The sequence below is a fragment of the Microbacterium sp. NPDC059771 genome, from assembly GCF_042732495.1.
Lineage (GTDB): Bacteria > Actinomycetota > Actinomycetes > Actinomycetales > Microbacteriaceae > Microbacterium > Microbacterium sufflavum.
On sequence record NZ_JBHWHK010000001.1, the window covers coordinates 1,709,465 to 1,727,659 of the forward strand.

16 protein-coding genes are annotated in these 18,195 nt (G+C 73.0%); 10 read left to right on the forward strand and 6 right to left on the reverse strand.

Annotated elements, in window-relative coordinates; all coding sequences use genetic code 11:
* Window positions 1–11 precede the first annotated feature (11 nt).
* Together ACFV3I_RS08095 and ACFV3I_RS08100 are read right to left on the reverse strand one after the other, a co-directional pair.
* Window positions 12–1,310, reverse strand: a complete 1,299-nt coding sequence (locus ACFV3I_RS08095) for an O-antigen ligase family protein (RefSeq protein WP_136029864.1) — start codon at window positions 1,308–1,310, stop codon at window positions 12–14.
* Window positions 1,307–2,722 carry an O-antigen ligase gene (locus tag ACFV3I_RS08100; RefSeq protein WP_136029863.1) on the reverse strand — a complete coding sequence of 472 codons (1,416 nt, stop codon included), beginning with the start codon at window positions 2,720–2,722 and terminating at the stop codon, window positions 1,307–1,309. Before ACFV3I_RS08100 ends, ACFV3I_RS08095 begins: the two co-directional genes overlap by 4 nt.
* Window positions 2,723–2,790: 68 nt before the next feature.
* On the opposite strand from ACFV3I_RS08100, the gene manA reads away from it, so the two are divergent.
* The 4 genes from manA to ACFV3I_RS08120 all read left to right on the forward strand — a co-directional run bounded on the left by manA (window position 2,791) and on the right by ACFV3I_RS08120 (window position 8,868).
* Complete coding sequence (gene manA, locus ACFV3I_RS08105; protein ID WP_247638605.1) at window positions 2,791–3,918, forward strand: mannose-6-phosphate isomerase, class I; 1,128 nt, start codon at window positions 2,791–2,793, stop codon at window positions 3,916–3,918.
* A 150-nt stretch (window positions 3,919–4,068) separates the two neighbouring features.
* Window positions 4,069–4,386, forward strand: coding sequence for a WhiB family transcriptional regulator (locus tag ACFV3I_RS08110; RefSeq protein WP_136029858.1), 318 nt, complete (start codon window positions 4,069–4,071; stop codon window positions 4,384–4,386).
* 82 nt (window positions 4,387–4,468) lie between these two features.
* Window positions 4,469–7,489 (forward strand): glycosyltransferase, encoded by a 3,021-nt coding sequence (locus ACFV3I_RS08115; protein ID WP_378822683.1) that lies wholly within the window; start codon window positions 4,469–4,471, stop codon window positions 7,487–7,489.
* On the forward strand, window positions 7,486–8,868 hold the full coding sequence (locus tag ACFV3I_RS08120) for a DUF5719 family protein (RefSeq protein WP_378822684.1): 1,383 nt from the start codon (window positions 7,486–7,488) through the stop codon (window positions 8,866–8,868). Before ACFV3I_RS08115 ends, ACFV3I_RS08120 begins: the two co-directional genes overlap by 4 nt.
* Window positions 8,869–8,889: 21 nt before the next feature.
* Here the strand turns inward: ACFV3I_RS08120 and ACFV3I_RS08125 are convergent, their stop codons facing one another.
* The gene (locus ACFV3I_RS08125; RefSeq protein ID WP_240744592.1) at window positions 8,890–9,312 is read right to left on the reverse strand and encodes a hypothetical protein; all 423 of its coding nucleotides are present in this window, start codon (window positions 9,310–9,312) and stop codon (window positions 8,890–8,892) included.
* A gap of 77 nt (window positions 9,313–9,389) precedes the next feature.
* Here ACFV3I_RS08125 and ACFV3I_RS08130 point away from each other — a divergent pair, with 77 nt between their 5' ends.
* From ACFV3I_RS08130 to ahcY, 5 genes are all read left to right on the forward strand, one after another.
* On the forward strand, window positions 9,390–9,596 hold the full coding sequence (locus ACFV3I_RS08130) for a DUF3499 family protein (protein WP_136032271.1): 207 nt from the start codon (window positions 9,390–9,392) through the stop codon (window positions 9,594–9,596).
* A gap of 92 nt (window positions 9,597–9,688) precedes the next feature.
* Window positions 9,689–10,615: an efflux RND transporter periplasmic adaptor subunit gene (locus tag ACFV3I_RS08135; protein ID WP_136036380.1), complete on the forward strand. Its 927-nt coding sequence runs from the start codon at window positions 9,689–9,691 to the stop codon at window positions 10,613–10,615.
* Window positions 10,612–11,361: an ABC transporter ATP-binding protein gene (locus tag ACFV3I_RS08140; RefSeq protein ID WP_136032267.1), complete on the forward strand. Its 750-nt coding sequence runs from the start codon at window positions 10,612–10,614 to the stop codon at window positions 11,359–11,361. Before ACFV3I_RS08135 ends, ACFV3I_RS08140 begins: the two co-directional genes overlap by 4 nt.
* Window positions 11,358–12,572, forward strand: coding sequence for an ABC transporter permease (locus ACFV3I_RS08145; RefSeq protein ID WP_378822685.1), 1,215 nt, complete (start codon window positions 11,358–11,360; stop codon window positions 12,570–12,572). The genes ACFV3I_RS08140 and ACFV3I_RS08145 overlap by 4 nt, the downstream gene beginning before the upstream one ends.
* Before the next feature lie 42 nt (window positions 12,573–12,614).
* Window positions 12,615–14,060: an adenosylhomocysteinase gene (gene ahcY / locus ACFV3I_RS08150; protein WP_378822686.1), complete on the forward strand. Its 1,446-nt coding sequence runs from the start codon at window positions 12,615–12,617 to the stop codon at window positions 14,058–14,060.
* A 19-nt stretch (window positions 14,061–14,079) separates the two neighbouring features.
* Here the strand turns inward: ahcY and ACFV3I_RS08155 are convergent, their stop codons facing one another.
* Entirely contained in the window at window positions 14,080–14,889 is an 810-nt protein-coding gene (locus tag ACFV3I_RS08155; RefSeq protein ID WP_247638607.1) for an RDD family protein, read from the reverse strand.
* 16 nt (window positions 14,890–14,905) lie between these two features.
* Between ACFV3I_RS08155 and ACFV3I_RS08160 the strand changes: the two genes are divergently transcribed.
* Complete coding sequence (locus tag ACFV3I_RS08160) at window positions 14,906–15,898, forward strand: stage II sporulation protein M (protein WP_136032131.1); 993 nt, start codon at window positions 14,906–14,908, stop codon at window positions 15,896–15,898.
* Window positions 15,899–15,910: 12 nt separating this feature from the next.
* Here ACFV3I_RS08160 and ACFV3I_RS08165 read toward each other — a convergent pair whose 3' ends face one another.
* Together ACFV3I_RS08165 and ACFV3I_RS08170 are read right to left on the reverse strand one after the other, a co-directional pair.
* Entirely contained in the window at window positions 15,911–17,218 is a 1,308-nt protein-coding gene (locus ACFV3I_RS08165) for a DUF58 domain-containing protein (RefSeq protein WP_136035404.1), read from the reverse strand.
* Window positions 17,219–18,190: a MoxR family ATPase gene (locus ACFV3I_RS08170; protein WP_136035405.1), complete on the reverse strand. Its 972-nt coding sequence runs from the start codon at window positions 18,188–18,190 to the stop codon at window positions 17,219–17,221.
* Window positions 18,191–18,195: the final 5 nt, after the last annotated feature.

The following is an 18,195-nucleotide window of genomic DNA, read 5'->3' on the forward strand; positions in this document are numbered from 1 at the left end:
CGGCGCGGACCCTAGCCCTGGGGGCGGAGGGTCGGGATGGCCCCGGTGTGCGCGGCGTCGATGTTCTCGCGCCATGAGCGGGACTGCCCGGCGCGCAGGGCGCACAGCACGAGCAGGAACCAGCCGGCACCCACCAGCGTGAAGCTCTCGAACATCGAATCGACGGCGAGCGTCACGAGCGTGATCGGCGTCCACGCGTAGACCACGGATCGGCGCACGCTCGCCACCAGCCAGGAGCGGATGAGGGCGACTCCTCCCAGCAGCAGGAACAGCACGAGGCCGGCCGTGCCGAGCTGCAGCAGCACATCGAAGAACGCGTTCAGCGCGCTCTGGTGGTGCTCGCCCAGCTGGAAGTTGATGAACGTGAACGGATACTCCCCGCGAGCCCAGTCGCCGAACCAGCCCCACCCCGTGATCGGCTTGATCGACACGAAGTCGAGGATCATGTTCCACAGGGTCGCCCGCATCGAGAAATCGGAGCCGGCGTCCAGCAGCGCGATGATCTGGTGCCGCAGCGCGAACGCCACCGCCAGGGCGAGGGCGACCAGCGCCCCGAGGCCCCACTGGACCATGGTGCGACGCGCGGGGGAGGTGTGCCGCACGATCGTGAGCGCCACCGTCACGATGCCGACCGCCACCGCCAGGACGAGCACCGTCGGCGAGGAGGACAGGAACGCCAGCCCGCCGGCGAGGGCGATCGACACGACCGCGAGCGGCGGGTCCACCGACTGCGTGCGCCACTCGATCACGAAGGTGATCAGCGCGATCACGGCGATGAAGCCGAGCATGTTGCGGCTGCCGAAGACGCCCTGCACCGGTCCGCCGAGCGCGAGGTCGCCCTGCACGCCGAGGAACGAGAACGGGATGTCGAGCAGCACGCCGGACAGGATCTCCACGCCCAGCGAGAGCGTCAGGAGCACCCGCAGCGCGTCGCCCAGCGCCCGCACGGTCTGGAGGGTGTCGCGGATGTGGCCGACCGTGATGGCGAGGAACGCGAAGCCCAGCAGGGAGAGCCAGCCGAAGAACGTGTCCGAACGATCGGTCGTCCACACCAGGCTCACCAGTGCCCAGCCGAGGAACGCGATCAGCGACGAGGGCGCGAGGCGCAGCAGCGACAGCTCCTCGCGGCGCACCCAGAGGATCGCGGCTCCCAGCACGCAGAGCAGCGTGACGATCGTGGCGAGGGTGACGGGAGACGTCATCCGCTCGATCAGGAACGAGCCGAACACCGCCAGCAGCACCGCAAGCGTGAAGGCCCGCGCGAACTCCGCCGACCCGAGGAGCCGGGTGATCGTGCGACCCGGCGTCACGGCACCCGCCGCTGCGTCGTCCCGCGCTCGAACACGAGGTCGCGCTCACCCACGCCCACGAGCGGCACGGACTTCAGCTTGAACGACAACAGGACCAGCAGCAGCCAGCCCCACAGCATGATCGGCGTGGACTCGGTCAGGCCCTGCACGAGCAGCACGATGGTGTAGAGGCTCGGCAGCAGGGTGATCGGCGAGAACGGTCGGTGCGCGTCGAGGTCCCACCGCGGACGGTCGACCGCGAAGAACCAGGAGCGCCACAGCAGGCTGCCGTAGGCGACGGCCATCAGCACGACGCCGAGCACGCCCAGCTGCAGCAGCACGTCGAGCCACATGTTGTGCGCGTGGAACACCGTGATGCCGTGGTCGACGATCCAGTGGTCGAACGCGGGATCGCTCGGCACCCACGGGCTGGAGAAGCCGTTGCCGAACAGGGGGTGCTCGCCCGCGCGCTCCAGGACCTTGGTCCAGATCTTCTCCGAGCGCCCGGTCAGGTCGGCGCTGCGGCCGAGGAGCGACAGCAGGGGCCCGCGCAGCAGCCAGACGGCGGCCCCGACGATCACGGTCGAGCCGATGGCGACGACGTACACGCGCGTGCGGGCGCTCGGGGTCGACGCCCGCCGCATGACCAGTGCCACCACCAGCACCACCACAGCGGCGCCCGCGCACACCAGCGCCGTGGCGGAGGAGGTGCGCAGCAGGAAGTAGGCCGCGAGGATCATCCACAGCGCGAGGGTGGTGCGCCACCGCGCCCGTGCCGCGAACAGCACGCCGAACGTGATGAGAGCGAACAGCGACACGATCGCGAGCAGGTTCGCGTTGCCCACGATGCCCTGGATGCGGCCACCGTCGAACAGGTTGTCGCGCACCCAGTACCACTGCGGGTCGATCTCGCCGTCCGGCAGGTCGACGAAGTTCGGCAGCAGGGGGCCGTGCAGCACGAGGGACACCCACAGCTCGAGGGCGAGCGACAGTCCGAGGATCCACTTGAAGGCGGAGGACAGCGCGCGCACGATCTCGTGCCAGGTGAGCACGTGCGCGATGAAGAGGCCGTTCACGGTGACCGCGGCGAGCAGCAGCCCGGTCGCGATCGTCGGCCCGCGCCACTGCGACCATGCCACGGACACCAGCGCGAGTGCGGTGTAGCCCAGCGCGGCCCACGGCAGGCGTCGCCAGCGGAAGGGCTGCGGACGACGACGCGCGAGCATCGGGATGCCGATCGCGAGGGTCGCGACGGTGAAGAGTCCCAGCACGGCGGCGGCGCCGACCACGCCGAGCAGGTTGTAGACGGCGGAGTGCGCGAAGGCCACGAAGAGCACGAGGATGACGTACCCGCGCAGCAGCAGGTGCCCCGTCGACTCGCGCTCCGGCGCGGTGGGAAGGGGGGCCACCGGGTGCTTGGTGTACTGGGCCATCGCGTTCAGGCTACCGCGACGGACGCGCGGCGATCCTGAGCGACGCAGCGGGGCTCTACGCTGGGGGCATGCTGCTCGCGCTCACGAACGCCCCCCGCGACTACGCCTGGGGATCCGAGACCCTGCTGGCCGATCTGGAGGGGCGCACCCCGACGGGCGCACCGGAGGCCGAGGTGTGGTTCGGCGACCACCCCGGCGACCCGGCGGAGGTCGTGGGCGACGGCACGCTCGACCGCGTCACGGGCGGCACCCTGCCCTACCTGCTGAAGCTGCTCGCAGCCGGGAGCCCGCTGTCGATCCAGGTGCATCCGACGATCGAGCAGGCGAAGGCCGGGTGGGCGAAGGAGAGCGCACGGCCCCTCGACGACCCCGAGCGCAACTACCGGGACGACAACCACAAGCCCGAGCTCATCGTCGCGCTGAGCGAGCGCTTCGAGTCGCTGAGCGGACTGCGCCCCGTCGCCGAGTCGCTCCGGCTCCTCGACACGCTCGCGCCGGGACCGGGGGTTTCCCGGCTCCGGGAGCTCCTCCAGCAGGAGTCCGACCCGCTGGGCTCCGCGATCGGCTGGCTGCTCGGCGGCGACGCCCAGGCGGAGGTCGACGAGATCACGGCCGCCGTGATCGCCGCGGCCGCGGGCGAGGCGGGGGAGTGGACCGAGACGGTGCGGGCGGTCGCCGGCATCGCGGGGCACTACCCTGGCGACCCCGGCGTGGTGGTGGCGCTGCTGATGAACCACGTCGTGCTGCGCCGCGGTGAGGGCGTGTTCCTGCGGGCCGGGCTGCTGCACGCCTATCTCTCCGGTCTCGGTGTGGAGATCATGGCGGCGAGCGACAACGTGCTGCGCGGCGGACTGACCCCGAAGCGCATCGACGTCGCCGAGCTGCTGCACATCCTCGACACGACGACGGGCGAGGTGCCGGTGCTGCGTCCGCAGGACGGCCAGGCGATCACCGAGTACCCGGTGCCCGTGCCGGACTTCGCGCTGCGGCGGGTCGCGCTGGACGGCGAGCCGGTGACGCTCGCGGTGGACGGCCCGACGATGGTGCTCGCGACCTCGGGTGCGGTGCGGGTGGCCACGGCGACGGGGGAGGAGCTCACGGCGGCGGTCGGCACGGCGGTGTTCGCGGACGCCGAGGAGCGCACGCTCACCCTCGGTGGTGCGGGCGAGGCGTTCGTGGCGACGCCCGGGCGCTGACACGACCGCGACACGCCGACGGGCGTCCATGAACCTTCAAGAATCCGTTGAGGGTTTACGATCCGCGACTTGACCCGAGCGAATCACACCGGTGTAATTAGGTGAGCACGGCCCGCCAGGGGGGCGGTTTTTGAAGGGTTGGAGGTCGACATGACGGGTTACCGTTCCGATGTGCCGGAGAACTGGTTCGTCGATCCGGTCAACCTCGGTGTTCCCGGGGTTCGCCGGTCCGACCCGGACGACGACAACGCCCTCGCCTGGCAGAGCGACGCGCTCTGCTCGCAGACCGACCCCGAGGCCTTCTTCCCCGAGAAGGGCGGCTCGACGCGCGACGCCAAGCGCATCTGCACCGCGTGCGACGTCCGTGGCGAATGCCTCGAATACGCGCTGAGCAACGACGAGCGCTTCGGCATCTGGGGCGGTCTCTCCGAGCGCGAGCGCCGCAAGCTCAAGCGCCGCGCCAGCTGAGGCGATCACGCCGCGCGGCTTCGCGGGCGCGCCGGGGTCCCTGACCCGACGCCGACGATCGCGCGCATAGGCTGACCACGTCATGCCAGCCCGAGTTCACGCCATCATCGTCGCGCGCCCCGGCCCCTCGGCCCGCGCGCAGCTGCTCCGCACACTCGACGCCGTGCGATCCCAGACGCTCGCCCCCGACGCCGTCACGCTCGTCCTGTGCGGTGATGCGGCGACCGCTCGCGAGAGCGAAGCCGTCGCGAACACGGTGGAGGGCATCATCGAGGCGCGGCCGTCGACCTCGTTCGCGGAGGCGATCGATCTCGCCAGGCCTCGGGTGCCGGAGGGGTCTGCGATCTGGCTGCTGGCCCAGGACACCGCCCCCCACCCGCGGGCGCTCGAACGACTCGTCGGCACGCTGGAGCGCTCGCCGTCCGCCGCGATCGTTGCTCCCAAGGTCGTGGCCACCGACAACGACCGGGAGATCGTGTCACTCGGTGTGAGCATGACCGCGCTCGGCCGATCGGTCGAGCTCGCCGCCGGGGAGCTCGACCAGGGCCAGCACGACCGCATGGACGATGCGCTCGGCGCCGACATCCGCGGCCTGCTGATCCGCGGGGAGGTGCGCGACGCGCTGCGGCCCGATCCGGCACTCGCGGGCGCCGACGAAGGACTCGACCTCGGGGTGCGCGCGCGCCTGGGCGGCGGGCGCGTCGTGCTCGCGCCGAGCGCCCGGGTCTCCGCCGCGCCGGACGGCCCCGCCGCCCTGCCCTCCGGGCGCTCCCGCCGCGCGTACGTCACGCGCCTCGCGCAGCTGCACCGCCGTCTGGCCTATGCGCCCCTTCCGGCCGTGCCGCTGCACTGGCTGTCGCTGCTGCCGCTCGCGCTGTGGCGGTCGATCACGCACCTGATCGGCAAGCGACCCGAGGCCGTGCTGCCCGAGTGGGGCGCCGCGCTGGCCGCGATGCTGCGATTCGGGGCCGTCGCCCGCTCGCGCGCACGCATCCGGGCCTTCCGCACGTCCTCCTGGGCCAGCATCGCCCCGCTCCGGGTGACCTCGGCGCAACTGCGCCGACGGCTCGACGACGGGCACGGCAGCGAGCACGGCGCGGTGAGCGAGCTGCGCTTCTTCTCCGGCGGCGGCGCATGGGTCGTGCTGGCCGCCCTGGTCGTGGGCATCGCCTCCTTCACCACGCTGCTCGCCTGGCCGACCATCGGGGGCGGTGGCCTGCTGCCGCTGCGCCAGACCGTCGCGGCGCTGTGGGGCGACGCGGCCTGGGGCACCCGCGGACTGGGCCTGGACGTGGTCGGCCCCGCCGATCCCTTCGCCGCCGTGGTCGCGGTGCTCGGCTCGCTGTGGCCGGCCGGCCCCTCGTTCACTCTCGTGCTGCTGTGGATCCTGGCGCTGCCCCTGGCGGTGCTCGGCGGGTGGTTCGCCGCGACCCGTGTGACCGATCGCGCCGGACTGCGGATCTTCGCCGGGATCGCCTGGGCGCTGGCACCCACGTTCCTCACCGCGCTCGTCGACGGCCGCCCCGCCGCGGTGCTCGCCCACCTCCTGCTGCCGTGGCTGTTCCACTCCGCGGTCGTCGCGCACCGCTCGTGGGGTGCCGCGGGCAGCGCCTCGCTGCTGCTGGCCGCGGTGCTCGCCTGTGCGCCCTCGCTCGCCCCCGCGCTCGCTCTGCTGTGGCTCGTGACGCTGGGCATCGTGATCGGCACGGCTCAGTTCCGCGGCGCCGGTCGTCTGCTGTGGCTCCCGCTGCCCACGGCCGTGCTGTTCGGGCCGTTGATCTCCTGGCAGCTTCTGCACGGCACGCCCCTGGCACTGCTCGCCGACCCGGGACTCACGTGGGCGGGACCGCAGGCCGGAGCAGACGCGGTCGGCCGCCTCGCGATCGCCCTCGGCTTCCCGACGACCGACCTCGCGGGCTGGGCGACCGTCGCGCCCGGCGGTCTCGGCACGTGGGCGGCCCTCCTGTGCGCACCGCTCGCGCTGCTCGCCCTCGCCTCGGCCGTCTCACCGCGGTGGCGCGCGGGCATCACGCTGCTGGTGGTCGCCGTCGCCGGTGTCGCGACGGCCTTCCTCGCGGTCGGCGTCAGCGTCTCGTTCGCGCAGGGCACCCCCGTACCGATCTGGCCGGGCACCGGGCTGAGCCTCGCGTGGATCGGAGTGCTCGGCGCGGCGACCGTCACGCTCGACACGGCGCTCCCGCTGCCGCGGCTGCGCACCGTGGCGACCACCGTCACGGCGGCCGCCCTCCTGGTGTGTGCCCTGCCCGCCCTCACCGCGTTCCACACCGATCGATCCGTGCTCACCAACGGGCCGGAGTCGACGCTGCCCGCCTACGTGGCCGCGCAGGCGGCGGGCGACCGCGCGATCTCGACGCTCATCCTCACCCCGCAGAACGACGGCGGACTCGCGGTCGAGGTGGTCCGCGGAGCCAGCGAGACCCTCGGGGCCCAGACCACCATGCTCTCGACCGCCGTCGAGCCCCAGGGCACCGACACCGGCACGCTCGCGGTCGACCTGATCTCCGCCCGCGACTTCGATGCACCGGCCGAACTCGCCGCGGAGGGCATCAGCTACGTGCTGATCGCCCAGGTCGCGGGCGAGGGCGACCGGGCCCGTGCGCTGCGCACGGCCTCGATCGCCGCGATCGACCAGCGCCCGGGTCTCGTCCACGCGGGCACCACCGAGCGCGGAGTGCTGTGGCGGCTCGAGGGCGAGGCCGCGGCACCGGCGTCGCTCACCGCGGCGCAGGAGGGCACGGCGCGGCTCGTGATCACCCTGCAGCTGCTCGTGGTGCTGGCCGCGCTGCTGCTGTCCATCCCGACCAGGGCGTCGCGGCGTGCCGCCAGGGCGCAGTCGCGCATCGTCGGGCGGGCGCCGGAGGAGCCGATGGTGCTGCCGCGTCACGCCGAGGATCTCCCGGCCGCGGTCGTGGAGGACCCGCCCGTCGGCGCGGTCGAGGATCCGCAGGACGAACCGGCTCTGACGGACGAGGCCCTGGCGCCCATCGCCGAACCGGTTCCCGAGGCCGAGGTCGAGCCCGCGGACGCCGCGGAATCGGACGACGACACCCCCGCACCGCAGCCCGAGGAGGAGCGCCGATGAGCGGCAACCGCGCATTCCGGGTCGCCGCGACCAGCGCCCGCGTCGTGACGGGCGTGGCCGTGGCCGCCGCCTGCGTGATCGGGGTCGTCGCGGCCGTGCACGCGCCCTGGCCCACCGTGGCGCACGAACCGGCGCAGGAGCAGGTCACTCCGCTGCCCGGCGACAGCGTGCTGGTCTGCAACGGCGACTTCCGGGCGCTCGGACGCGACTCGTCCGCACCGCTCGACATGACAGCGGCCGCAGCCCCCACGCTCACCACCGGCGGTACGTCGGGAGATCCGGCCTCGTCGGGAGTGGCGACGCCCGACCTCGCCGACGGCGACGAGGTCGCCGTGCTCACCGGTGCCGTGGAGGGCCGCACGGCTCCGCTGATCGCGGGCGCCGAGTCGTTCACCCTCGCCGCGGACGACCTGGCGGGCTTCGCGGCCACTCCGTGCACGGTGCCGCGCCTGGAGTCCTGGCTCGTCGGCGGTGCGGTGGGCACCGGCACCGAGGACATCGTCATCCTCACCAACGCGGCCGAGGTGCCGTCCACCGTCACCCTCACCGTGTACGGCGAGACGCGCGGCGGCCGCACCGTCATCATCCCGGCGCGCACGCAGACCGCCCTTCCGCTGACGTCGATCGCCGCCGGCAACGAGGCACCGGTCGTCAAGGTGAGCGCGGTCGGGGCTCCGGTGCGCGCCGTCCTGCAGTCGTCGCTCGTGCGCGTGCTCGACCCCGCCGGCATCGACCTGCAGGAGGCCGTGGCCGGCGCGCAGCAGAACGTGGTCATCACGGGGGTCCAGACGTTCACGTCCGACGGCGACGAGGCCGACATGACCGTGCTGCGGTTGCTGGCACCCGGCGCCGACGCCATGGCGAAGGTCACGGTGCACAGCGAGGGCTCCTCGCCGACGACGGACGAGTTCTCCGTCCCGCTCGACCCCGACGTCCCCGCGCAGGTCGCGCTCAGCGGGCTCGAGCCGGGACGCTACACCGTGGAGATCGAGGCGGAGGCCCCGGTCGTCGCCGCCGTCCGCCAGCAGGACGGCTTCGGACGCGACACCGACTTCGCGTGGGTGACTCCGGCCGCCCAGCTCGACGACCAGGCCGCGGTCGCCGTGCCCGCCGGTCCCGCCCCGCGGCTGCAGCTCGCCAACACGGGCGACGAGGACGCGACCGTCACGGTCGAGCCGATCGACGGCGGTCAGCCGCAGGAGGTGTCGGTGCCGGCGGGGCAGACCCGCGGTATCGACGTGACCGCGCGGACGACCTACCTGCTGCGCACCACCGGACCCGTGCACGCCGCGGTGACCCTGACCGCCGCCGGCGCGCTCGGCGTGCTGCCGGTGCCGCCGTCGCCCGGCGTGGAGAAGTCGATCACGGTCTACCCCTGATCCGGGGGTCGAGGCGCGGGGTCAGTGGTCGTGGCCGAGGTCCCACGGCTCGCGGCCGACGTACTCGGCGGCGGCCCGGAACACCGCGCTCTCGATCGCCATACGGCGGTGCGCGGCGTCGTCGTGCCCCGGAGGGAGCAGTCGCTCGATCGGGATGCGGAACAGCACGATCCGTCGCCCCTCGCGGTCCAGGTGCCAGCGCGGCACCTCCCCGTCGCCCTCGGCCGCGGGGAGCGCCCCGATCTCGAAGCGCACCTCCTGCAGCTCGGGCCAGGTGCCGCGGAGGAACTCCACCGCGGTGCCCACCGTGAGGTCGAACCGGTCGAGCCGCCCGTCGAGCGGTGCGAGCGGCGGGCGGACGACCTCGCTGCGCCCGAGTCGTCCGTGGCGTCCGTGCCTCGCGCCGCGTCGGGCGGTGGGGGCGTGGGCGCGACGACGGGGCATGCCGAAAGTCTAGGCGCTGCGCGCGCGCTCGGCGCGGCATCCGCTCCGCTCGCGACGGGGGTCGTAGCGTGAAGGGGATGGACGGACGACTCTGCTCGAAGGTCGGCTGCGCGCGTGAGGCCGTGGCCACCCTCACCTACGACTACGGCGACCAGATGGCCGCTCTCGGACCGCTCGGAACGGCGAACGACCCGCAGGCGCACGACCTGTGCGCCCCGCACGCCGACCGGCTCTCGGTGCCGGCGGGCTGGCTCGTGATCCGCCACGAGGCCCTGCGCGCCTGATCCGACACGCGGGCGGAGGCACCGTGGCCCCTGCCGATTCCTGGGTACTCTGACGGCGGCGGTGTCACGGCGGCGCGGCCGGAAAGGCTACCGTGCTCGTCTGGCGTCGCTGGGTCCTGCCCCTGCTGCTCGTGGTCATCTTCGGCGCCTGCGCCGCCGCACTCGTGAAGATCGCCTTCTTCCCCGACCGGTCAGAGGCGATCGTGAGCCCCGAGGCGGGCATCACCGATCCGGTTGTGGCGGTCGAGCGGGGGGCCGTCGTCAACGCGCTCAGCCTGGACGGCACGGTCGCGCGCGACGAGAGCTATCCGGTGCGCAGCGAGCTCAACGGCACGGTCACTGCGGTGCACGTGGCCGACGGTGCGAGCGTCGCGGCCGGGCAGAAGCTGTTCACCGTGCGCCAGGACGACCCGCGCAAGGACATCGACGTGCTGGCGCCCGAGGCCGGCGACGTGTCGGAGCTCGCGATCGTGAAGGGCCAGGCCACCACGGTGGGCACGGAGACGTACACGCTCACCCCGGCCCGCTACCACCTGCAGGCGACCGTGGAGCCCGTGCAGCTGTACCGGCTCGTCAACGCGCCGACCGAGGCCACGGTGACCATCACGGGCGGCCCCGCCCCGTTCCCGTGCACGGGCGTGCGGGTGCAGGTGAGCGAGGAGGGCACCGCGAGCGTGCGCTGCGCGATCCCCGCCGATCAGACCGTGTTCGCCGGCCTGCCCGCCACGATGGATCTCGCGCTCGGACAGGTCGACGATGCGCTGGTGATCCCGGTCACGGCGGTGCAGGGCGGCGCTGGCACCGGAAAGGTGTGGGTCGACGCGGGCGACGGCGGCGAGCCGGAGGAGCGCGAGGTCGCCCTCGGCGTCAACGACGGTTCGATGGTGGAGGTGACCGACGGGCTCGCGGAGGGCGACAGCATCCGCCAGTTCGTGCCGGGCTTCGTCGCACCCGTCGAGGAGTTCTGCTACGAGATCTCCCCGGGCGTCGAGCAGTGCGACAGCGGGATGAGCTGGTGACGCTGGTCGCGCTGGAGGGCGTCGCCAAGAGCGTCCTCCTGCCCGACGACTCGCGCCTGGAGATCCTCCGCAGCGTCGACCTCGAGGTCGGCGCGGGCGACCACGTGTCGATCGTGGGACGGTCGGGTTCGGGCAAGTCGACGCTGCTCAACATCCTCGGCATGCTCGATGCCCCCACGTCCGGGACGGTGTCGTTCGAGGGGCGGGAGGTCCGCCGGATGCGCTCCGGTCGCCTCGACCGTCTCCGGGGTGAGAACGTGGGCTTCGTGTTCCAGCAGTTCAACCTGCTGCCCGGTCGCACCGCGCTGGACAACGTCATGATGCCGCTCGGCCACGCGCGCGGACGGCTGTTCTGGGACCGCCGCCGCATCGCCGCCGACATGCTGGAGCGCGTCGGACTCGGGCACCGCGTCGACCAGGTCGCCGACCGGCTCTCCGGCGGGGAGCAGCAGCGTGTCGCGATCGCCCGCGCGCTCGTACGCCGCCCGGTGCTGATCCTCGCCGACGAGCCGACCGGCGCCCTCGACATCGACACCGGCGCGACCGTGATGGCCCTGCTCGACGAGGTCGCGACCGAGACCGACGCCGCCCTCGTCACGATCACGCACGACCTGCACGTCGCGGCCCGCGCGCGCCGCCACTACCGCCTGGACGCCGGGCGGCTGGAGCCGGCCGACCTCACGAAGGCGTTCGAGGCGTCCACGCTCGCCGCCTCGGTGCCCGGAGCCGCGGAGGTCGCGTCGTGACCGGGTTCCTCGGAGCGCTCTCCGACGCCTGGGCCGAGATCCGGGTGCACAAGCTCCGTGTGCTGCTCAGCCTCATCGGCATCGCCGTGTCGGTGGGCGCGCTCACCGCGGTCGTGGCGATCTCGGAGTACCAGCGCCAGTTCCAGGAGGAGCAGTCGGACCGCTGGGGCGGCCGTGCGGCCACTGTGGTCGTGGCGGTGTCGGCCGACGACGGCACCCCGGTCGACGCGGACGAGGTGGACGAGCGCTTCCGCAGGGCCTCGGAGCGCTTCGGCTTCAGTCACACCGCCCGGATCGCCCAGGGCCTCTCGCTCGGCGTGGCGCTGCCCGACGGCGTGACCCCGGTGAACACCCGGCTGGTCGACCCTGCGTACTCGCAGATCCACCGGGAGAAGCTGCTCGAGGGCCGGTGGCTGCACGACGGCGACCTTGAGGCGCTCGCACCGGCGGTGGTCATCAGCGAGCCGCTGTGGGAGCGCATCGGGCGGGTCCCGGTCGCCCAGCACCCCACGATCACCGTCACCGGAGACGCCGGCGGCACCTACCAGGTGGTCGGGGTCGTTCCGCGGCAGGGCTTCGGCGACGAGGAGCTCCGTCTGGACCTGCTGTACGACGCCTACCGTGACCGCGTCGACGCGCTGCCGGAGGAGACGTTCACCCAGTACGAGGTGTGGCTCGGCCCCGACGAGGTCGACGGGATCGCGCCGGTGCTCGCGATGGACCTCCGCGCCGGGCTGCCGGAGGGGCAGACGGTGTCGGTGAGCCGCTCGGACTGGGCGGCGCAACCCGGCACCGCCGACGCTCAGGCCACGTTCGAGATGGTCACGGGCGGCATCGCGTCGCTGATCCTCGCGCTCGGCGCGCTCAGCCTGATCAACATCCAGCTCGTCGCGATGCGCCAGCGGGTGCGGGAGATCGGGGTGCGACGGGCCTTCGGCGCGAGTTCCGGCCGGGTGTTCTTCGCGGTGTTCCTGGAGAGTCTGGTGGCGACGACCGTGGCGGGGGCGATCGGCATCGCGATCGTCGTGGCGGTGCTGCGCTCCGAGTGGCTGATCGGCTCGATGTTCCCCGGTATCCAGGACATCCCGCCGTTCCCCATGCGGGCGGCGCTGGTCGGTCTCGTCGCCTCGGTCGTGGTCGGCGCGGTGTCGGGCTTCATCCCCGCGCTCGTGGCGCTGCGGGTCAAGGTGATCGACGCCATCCGGTTCTGACACACGGGCGGTGCGTCCGCGACCTGATGGAACAATGGGCCCATGCCTGAGCTCGAGTACCGCATCGCCGATCTGTCCCTCGCCGACGCCGGACGGCACCAGCTGCGGCTCGCCGAGAACGAGATGCCAGGGCTCATGGCCCTGCGCGCGGAGTTCGGCGCGGCGCAGCCGCTCAGGGGCGCGCGCATCGCGGGGTCGCTGCACATGACCGTGCAGACGGCCGTGCTGATCGAGACGCTCGTGGCGCTCGGCGCCGAGGTGCGCTGGGCCAGCTGCAACATCTTCTCCACGCAGGACGAGGCGGCCGCGGCGGTCGTGGTCGGCCCGCACGGCACGGTGGACGCGCCCGCCGGTGTGCCCGTGTTCGCGTGGAAGGGCGAGACGCTCGAGGAGTACTGGGCGTGCACCGAGCGGATCTTCGACTGGTCGGCGTCGGGCGTCGACGGCCCGAACCTCATCCTCGACGACGGCGGCGACGCCACGCTGCTGGTGCACAAGGGCGTCGAGTTCGAGCGGGCGGGCGTCGTCCCCGATGCCGCCGAGGGCGACCCGCACGAGTACCGTGTGATCCTCGACCTGCTGCGTCGGTCCCTCACGGCGTCGCCCGACCGCTGGACGCGGGTGGCCGCGGGGCTGATCGGCGTCACGGAGGAGACCACCACGGGCGTGCACCGCCTGTACGAGCTCGCGGCGTCGGGAGATCTGCTGTTCCCGGCCATCAACGTCAACGACGCGGTCACGAAGAGCAAGTTCGACAACAGGTACGGCATCCGTCACTCGCTGCCCGACGGGCTGAACCGGGCGACCGACGTGCTGATCGGCGGCAAGGTCGCGTTCGTGTGCGGCTACGGCGACGTGGGCAAGGGAGCGGCCGAGGCGCTGCGCGGTCAGGGCGCCCGGGTCATCGTGAGCGAGGTCGACCCCATCTGCGCGCTGCAGGCCGCGATGGACGGCTTCGAGGTGGCGCGTCTGATCGACGTGGCCGGCGGGGTCGACATCGTCGTGACCGGGACCGGCAACCGCGACGTGGTGACGGTGGAGCACCTGCTGGCGCTCAAGCACCTCGCGATCGTCGCGAACGTCGGCCACTTCGACAACGAGATCGACATGGCGGGGCTGGAGGCGCTCGACGGTGCGGAGAAGGTCGAGATCAAGCCGCAGGTGCACGAGTGGCGCCTGCCGAGCGGTCGCAGCGTGCTCGTGCTCAGCGAGGGCCGGCTGATGAACCTCGGGAACGCGACCGGGCACCCGTCGTTCGTGATGAGCGCGTCGTTCACGAACCAGGTCCTCGCCCAGCTCGAGCTGTTCACGAACGCGGCGGCGTACCCGGTCGGGGTTCACGTGCTGCCCAAGGCACTCGACGAGAAGGTCGCGCGTCTGCACCTGGACGCGCTGGGCGTGCGGCTCACCACGCTCACCGAGAGCCAGGCGGCGTACATCGGGGTGCCCGTCGAGGGGCCGTACAAGCTCGACCACTACCGCTACTGAGCGCGGCGGAGAGGCGAGGTCAGACGCCGACGCGGCGACCCGTCAGCCGCTCGGCGCGGCGGTCTGCGTTCTCCAGGGCCCGCCGCTCGCGCTCCCGCCGCAGCACCGTGATGCCCACGAGCACGAGCTCGGCGGGGGCGGCGGGCACCGGCGACACGAACGGCGCCGCCTCCGCGAGCAGTCCCTGCGCCACCCGCTCGCGCGCGGCGGGCATCATCCGCGGCGCGCTCTCCAGGAACTGCGAGATGCGGCGCGCCAGGCGATCGGGCAGCCGGGCGACGTCGGCGATCTGCGCCCATCCGGCGAGCTGCGGCGGAAGCACGGGCGCGTGCCCGGTCAGCCGTGGCGTGCGCACGCGCTGGCTGTACGTGCCGGCGACGAGGTCGCCCAGTCGCTGCGAGCGGGAGGTGAACGCGCCCACCAGCACCGCCAGGCCACCGAACGTGAGGTAGATCTCCAGCACGCCGAGGAGCGCGCGGATGAAGGCGTGCCGGAACCCGGCGGCGCCGCCGTCCAGGCGCACGATGCGCCCGCCGACCGCGAGCTTGCCAAGGCTGCGTCCCTTCAGGGCGACCTCCATCGTGATCGGCAGGACGACGAAGCTCACCACGAGCGCGGCGACGGTAGCGATGCGGTCGGTCGCCTCGTCGAGCACGCCGGCGTCGAGCAGCCAGATGCGCAGGAAGATCCACAGCACGAAGACGCCGTAGCCCACGAGCATGTCGATGATCGCTCCCGCGGCGCGGAGCACGAACCCGACCGGCTGCACGTCGATCGCGACCGCCTCACCGGAGAGCACCTCGTCGGAGACGTCGATCTGCGCGGACATGAGTACAGTAAATCAGGTGGATGCCGATGCCCTGACCGACGTCCGCCGGTCCGAGTGGGAGCGGCTGGATCAGCTCAGCCGCGCTCGCCTCGACGGCGCGGGGGTCGACGAGCTCATCGTGCGCTACCGCGCCGCATCCGCCGACCTCGCCGAGCTCAAGACCTCCGTCGGCGACTCGCCGCAGGGCGCCTACCTCTCGACGATCCTGGTGCGCGCGCGACTGCGGCTCACCGGCGCCTCCGACAGCATCCTCACCCAGGTCGGGCGCTTCTTCGGGCTCCAGCTCCCCGCCGCCCTGTACCGGCTGCGCTGGACCACCCTGATCATCGCGGTCGCGTTCATCGCGGTCGCCGTGGGCGTCGCGGGCTGGATCGCGAGCGATCCGGCGCTGGTGGCGACGCTCGGCCCGCCCGACGCCCTGGAGCAGTACGCCGACGAGAGCTTCACCGGGTACTACACCGAGAACCCCGCTGCCGTGTTCATGGGCATGGTGTGGACGAACAACGCCTGGATCGCGATGCAGTGCGTGCTGTTCGGCGTCACGGGCATCTGGCCGATCTACATGCTGCTGCAGAACGCCATCGGGCTCGGCACGTCAGGCGCGGTCATGGCGGCCCACGACAAGGCCGACCTCATGGTGCTCTACATCCTGCCGCACGGCATGCTCGAGATGACCTGCATCTTCGTCGCAGCCGCCGCCGGGCTGCACGTGTTCTGGGCGTGGGTGGCGCCGGGTCGCCGGTCGCGCGGTGAAGCGCTCGCGGAGGAGGGGCGGGCCCTCGCCACGGTCGCGATCGGGCTCGTCTTCGCCCTGTTCCTGTCGGGCCTGGTGGAGGGTTTCGTCACGGGCTGGGCGCTGCCGTGGCCGGTCAAGATCGGCATCGGGGCCGCGGCGCTCGCCGTGTTCCTCGTCTACATGCTCGCCATCGGCGGACGGGCGTATCGCCGCGGGGAGAGCGGCGACCTGGTCGAGTACGAGGCCGGCACGCCGCGGCTCGTCGCCGGCTGACGACGGCCCCGGTCACAGCCGTCCGGCGGCCTTGAGCTCCAGGTAGCGGTCGGCAATCCGGGGTGGGAGCGCCTCGGGGTCGGCGGCGATGGCCTCGCCGCCCGCCCGCCGGATCGCGTCGGCCACGTTCTCCGCGTCGCGGAGCGTCCGCTCGGCCGCTGCGGCGACGTACACCTCCTCGCGCGAGCCCCTGGCGCGCGCCAGTGCGGCGATCCCGTCGTCGGTGACCGAGCCGACCAGCACGGTCGTCGCCCGCGACGCGGTCGGGAATGCGCCGAGGAAGCCGCGTGCGGACTCCGCCGCGTCCTGCGCCGTGAGCGCGACGATCAGCGAGGGGCGCGTGGTCAGGGTGCGCACCGCCGCGAACGCGCTCTGCCAGTCGGTGTCCACCAGTCGTGCGTGCACGGGGGCCATGGCATCGGTGAGCGCGGGAAGGAGCGCGGTGCCGTCGACGCCGGTGACCCTGGCCCGGACGACCCGGTCGAACATCAGCAGGTGCACGTGGTCGCCCGCGCGGGAGGCGAGGGCCGCGAGCAGGAGCGCGGCCTCGAGGCTCGCATCCAGGCGGGTGCCGTCGCCCACGCGGGCCGCTGCCGTGCGACCCGTGTCGACGAGGATGACGACGTGGCGGTCGCGTTCCGGGCGCCAGGTCCGCAGCATCGTGGTCCCGGCCCTGGCGGTCGCGCGCCAGTCGATCGAGCGCACGTCGTCGCCCCGGACATACTCGCGCAACGAGTCGAACTCGGTGCCCTGACCGCGCACCTGGATGCTCGTGTTGCCGTCGAGCTCCCGCAGCCGGGCGAGCCGGGAGGGGAGGTGCTTGCGGGAGCTGAACGCGGGCAGCACGCGGATGGCGCCGCGGACGAGGTGGCGCGCCTGCCGTCCCGCGATGCCGAGGGGCCCGCGCGAGCGGATCACGACGAACTCGCTCACCAGCTCGCCGCGACGGCGAGGATGCAGCGGCAGCTCGACCCGTCCGCGCTCACCCGACGCGATGCGCAGGCGCTGGCGCTCCAGGGGCGCACCGGCGGTGGGCTGCCAGGCGTCGCGGATCACGGCGTCGAGCGTCCGCGTTCCGTGGTTGTGCAGGGCGACGCTGACCGGCACGGGTTCGCCGAGGCGCGCCCGCGCGGGCAGCCGGCGGGTGACGGTCACCGCGCGGGGACTCGCCGCCCGCACCACGTCGAACACCACGAGCAGGGCGCACAGCGCGAGCCAGCCTCCGAGCACGGCGTACGGCGGCACCCCCGCGAGACCGGTTAGGACCAGCGGGACGATGCCGACGGCGAGGGCGACGGCGAGGCGTCCGGTGACGAACACCTAGATCGGCACCCTGGTCTGCTGCACCACGGAGGTGAGCACCGCGTCGGCGGACACGCCCTCCATCTGCGCGTCGGGCCGCAGCTGCAGCCGGTGGCGCCAGACGGGGACGAGCATGGTCTGCACGTGGTCGGGCGTCACGGCCGTCGACGCGTTGAGCCAGGCCCAGGCCTTGGCGGCAGCGAGGAGTCCGGTCGAGGCGCGCGGGCTCGCGCCGAGCTCCACGGAGGGGGACTGGCGGGTGGCCCGTGCCAGGTCGACGACGTAGCCGAGCACGTCGTCCGTGACCTCGACGGCGGCGGCCGCGTGCTGGGCGGCGCGGATCTCCTCGGCGGACACCACGGCTTCGACGCCCGTGAGCTCGCGCGGCGAGAAGCCCTGCGCGTGGCGCCGCAGCACCGACACCTCGGCGTCGCGCTCCGGCATGCCGACGACGAGCTTCATCAGGAACCGGTCGAGCTGCGCCTCGGGGAGCGAGTACGTGCCCTCGTGCTCGATCGGGTTCTGGGTCGCGGCGACCAGGAACGGATCGGGCAGCGTGCGGCTCACGCCGTCGGCCGACACCTGACGCTCCTCCATGGCCTCCAGGAGCGCGGCCTGCGTCTTCGGCGGCGTGCGGTTGATCTCGTCCGCCAGCAGGATGTGCGTGAACACGGGTCCGGCGCGGAAGTCGAACTCGCCCGTCCTGGCGTCGTACACGAGTGAGCCGGTCACGTCGCCGGGCATGAGGTCTGGCGTGAACTGCACGCGCTTGGTGTCGAGCCCCAGGGCCCTGGCGAACGACCGCACGACCAGCGTCTTCGCGACGCCGGGCACGCCCTCCAGGAGCACGTGACCGCGGGCGAGCAGCGACACCAGCAGACCGGTGACGGTGCCCGCCTGGCCGACCACGGCCTTGTCGACCTCGGTGCGGACGCGGTGCATGGCCTGGCGCAGCGCGGCGTCGTCGATGGGACGGTTGTCGTCGGTCACGGGGT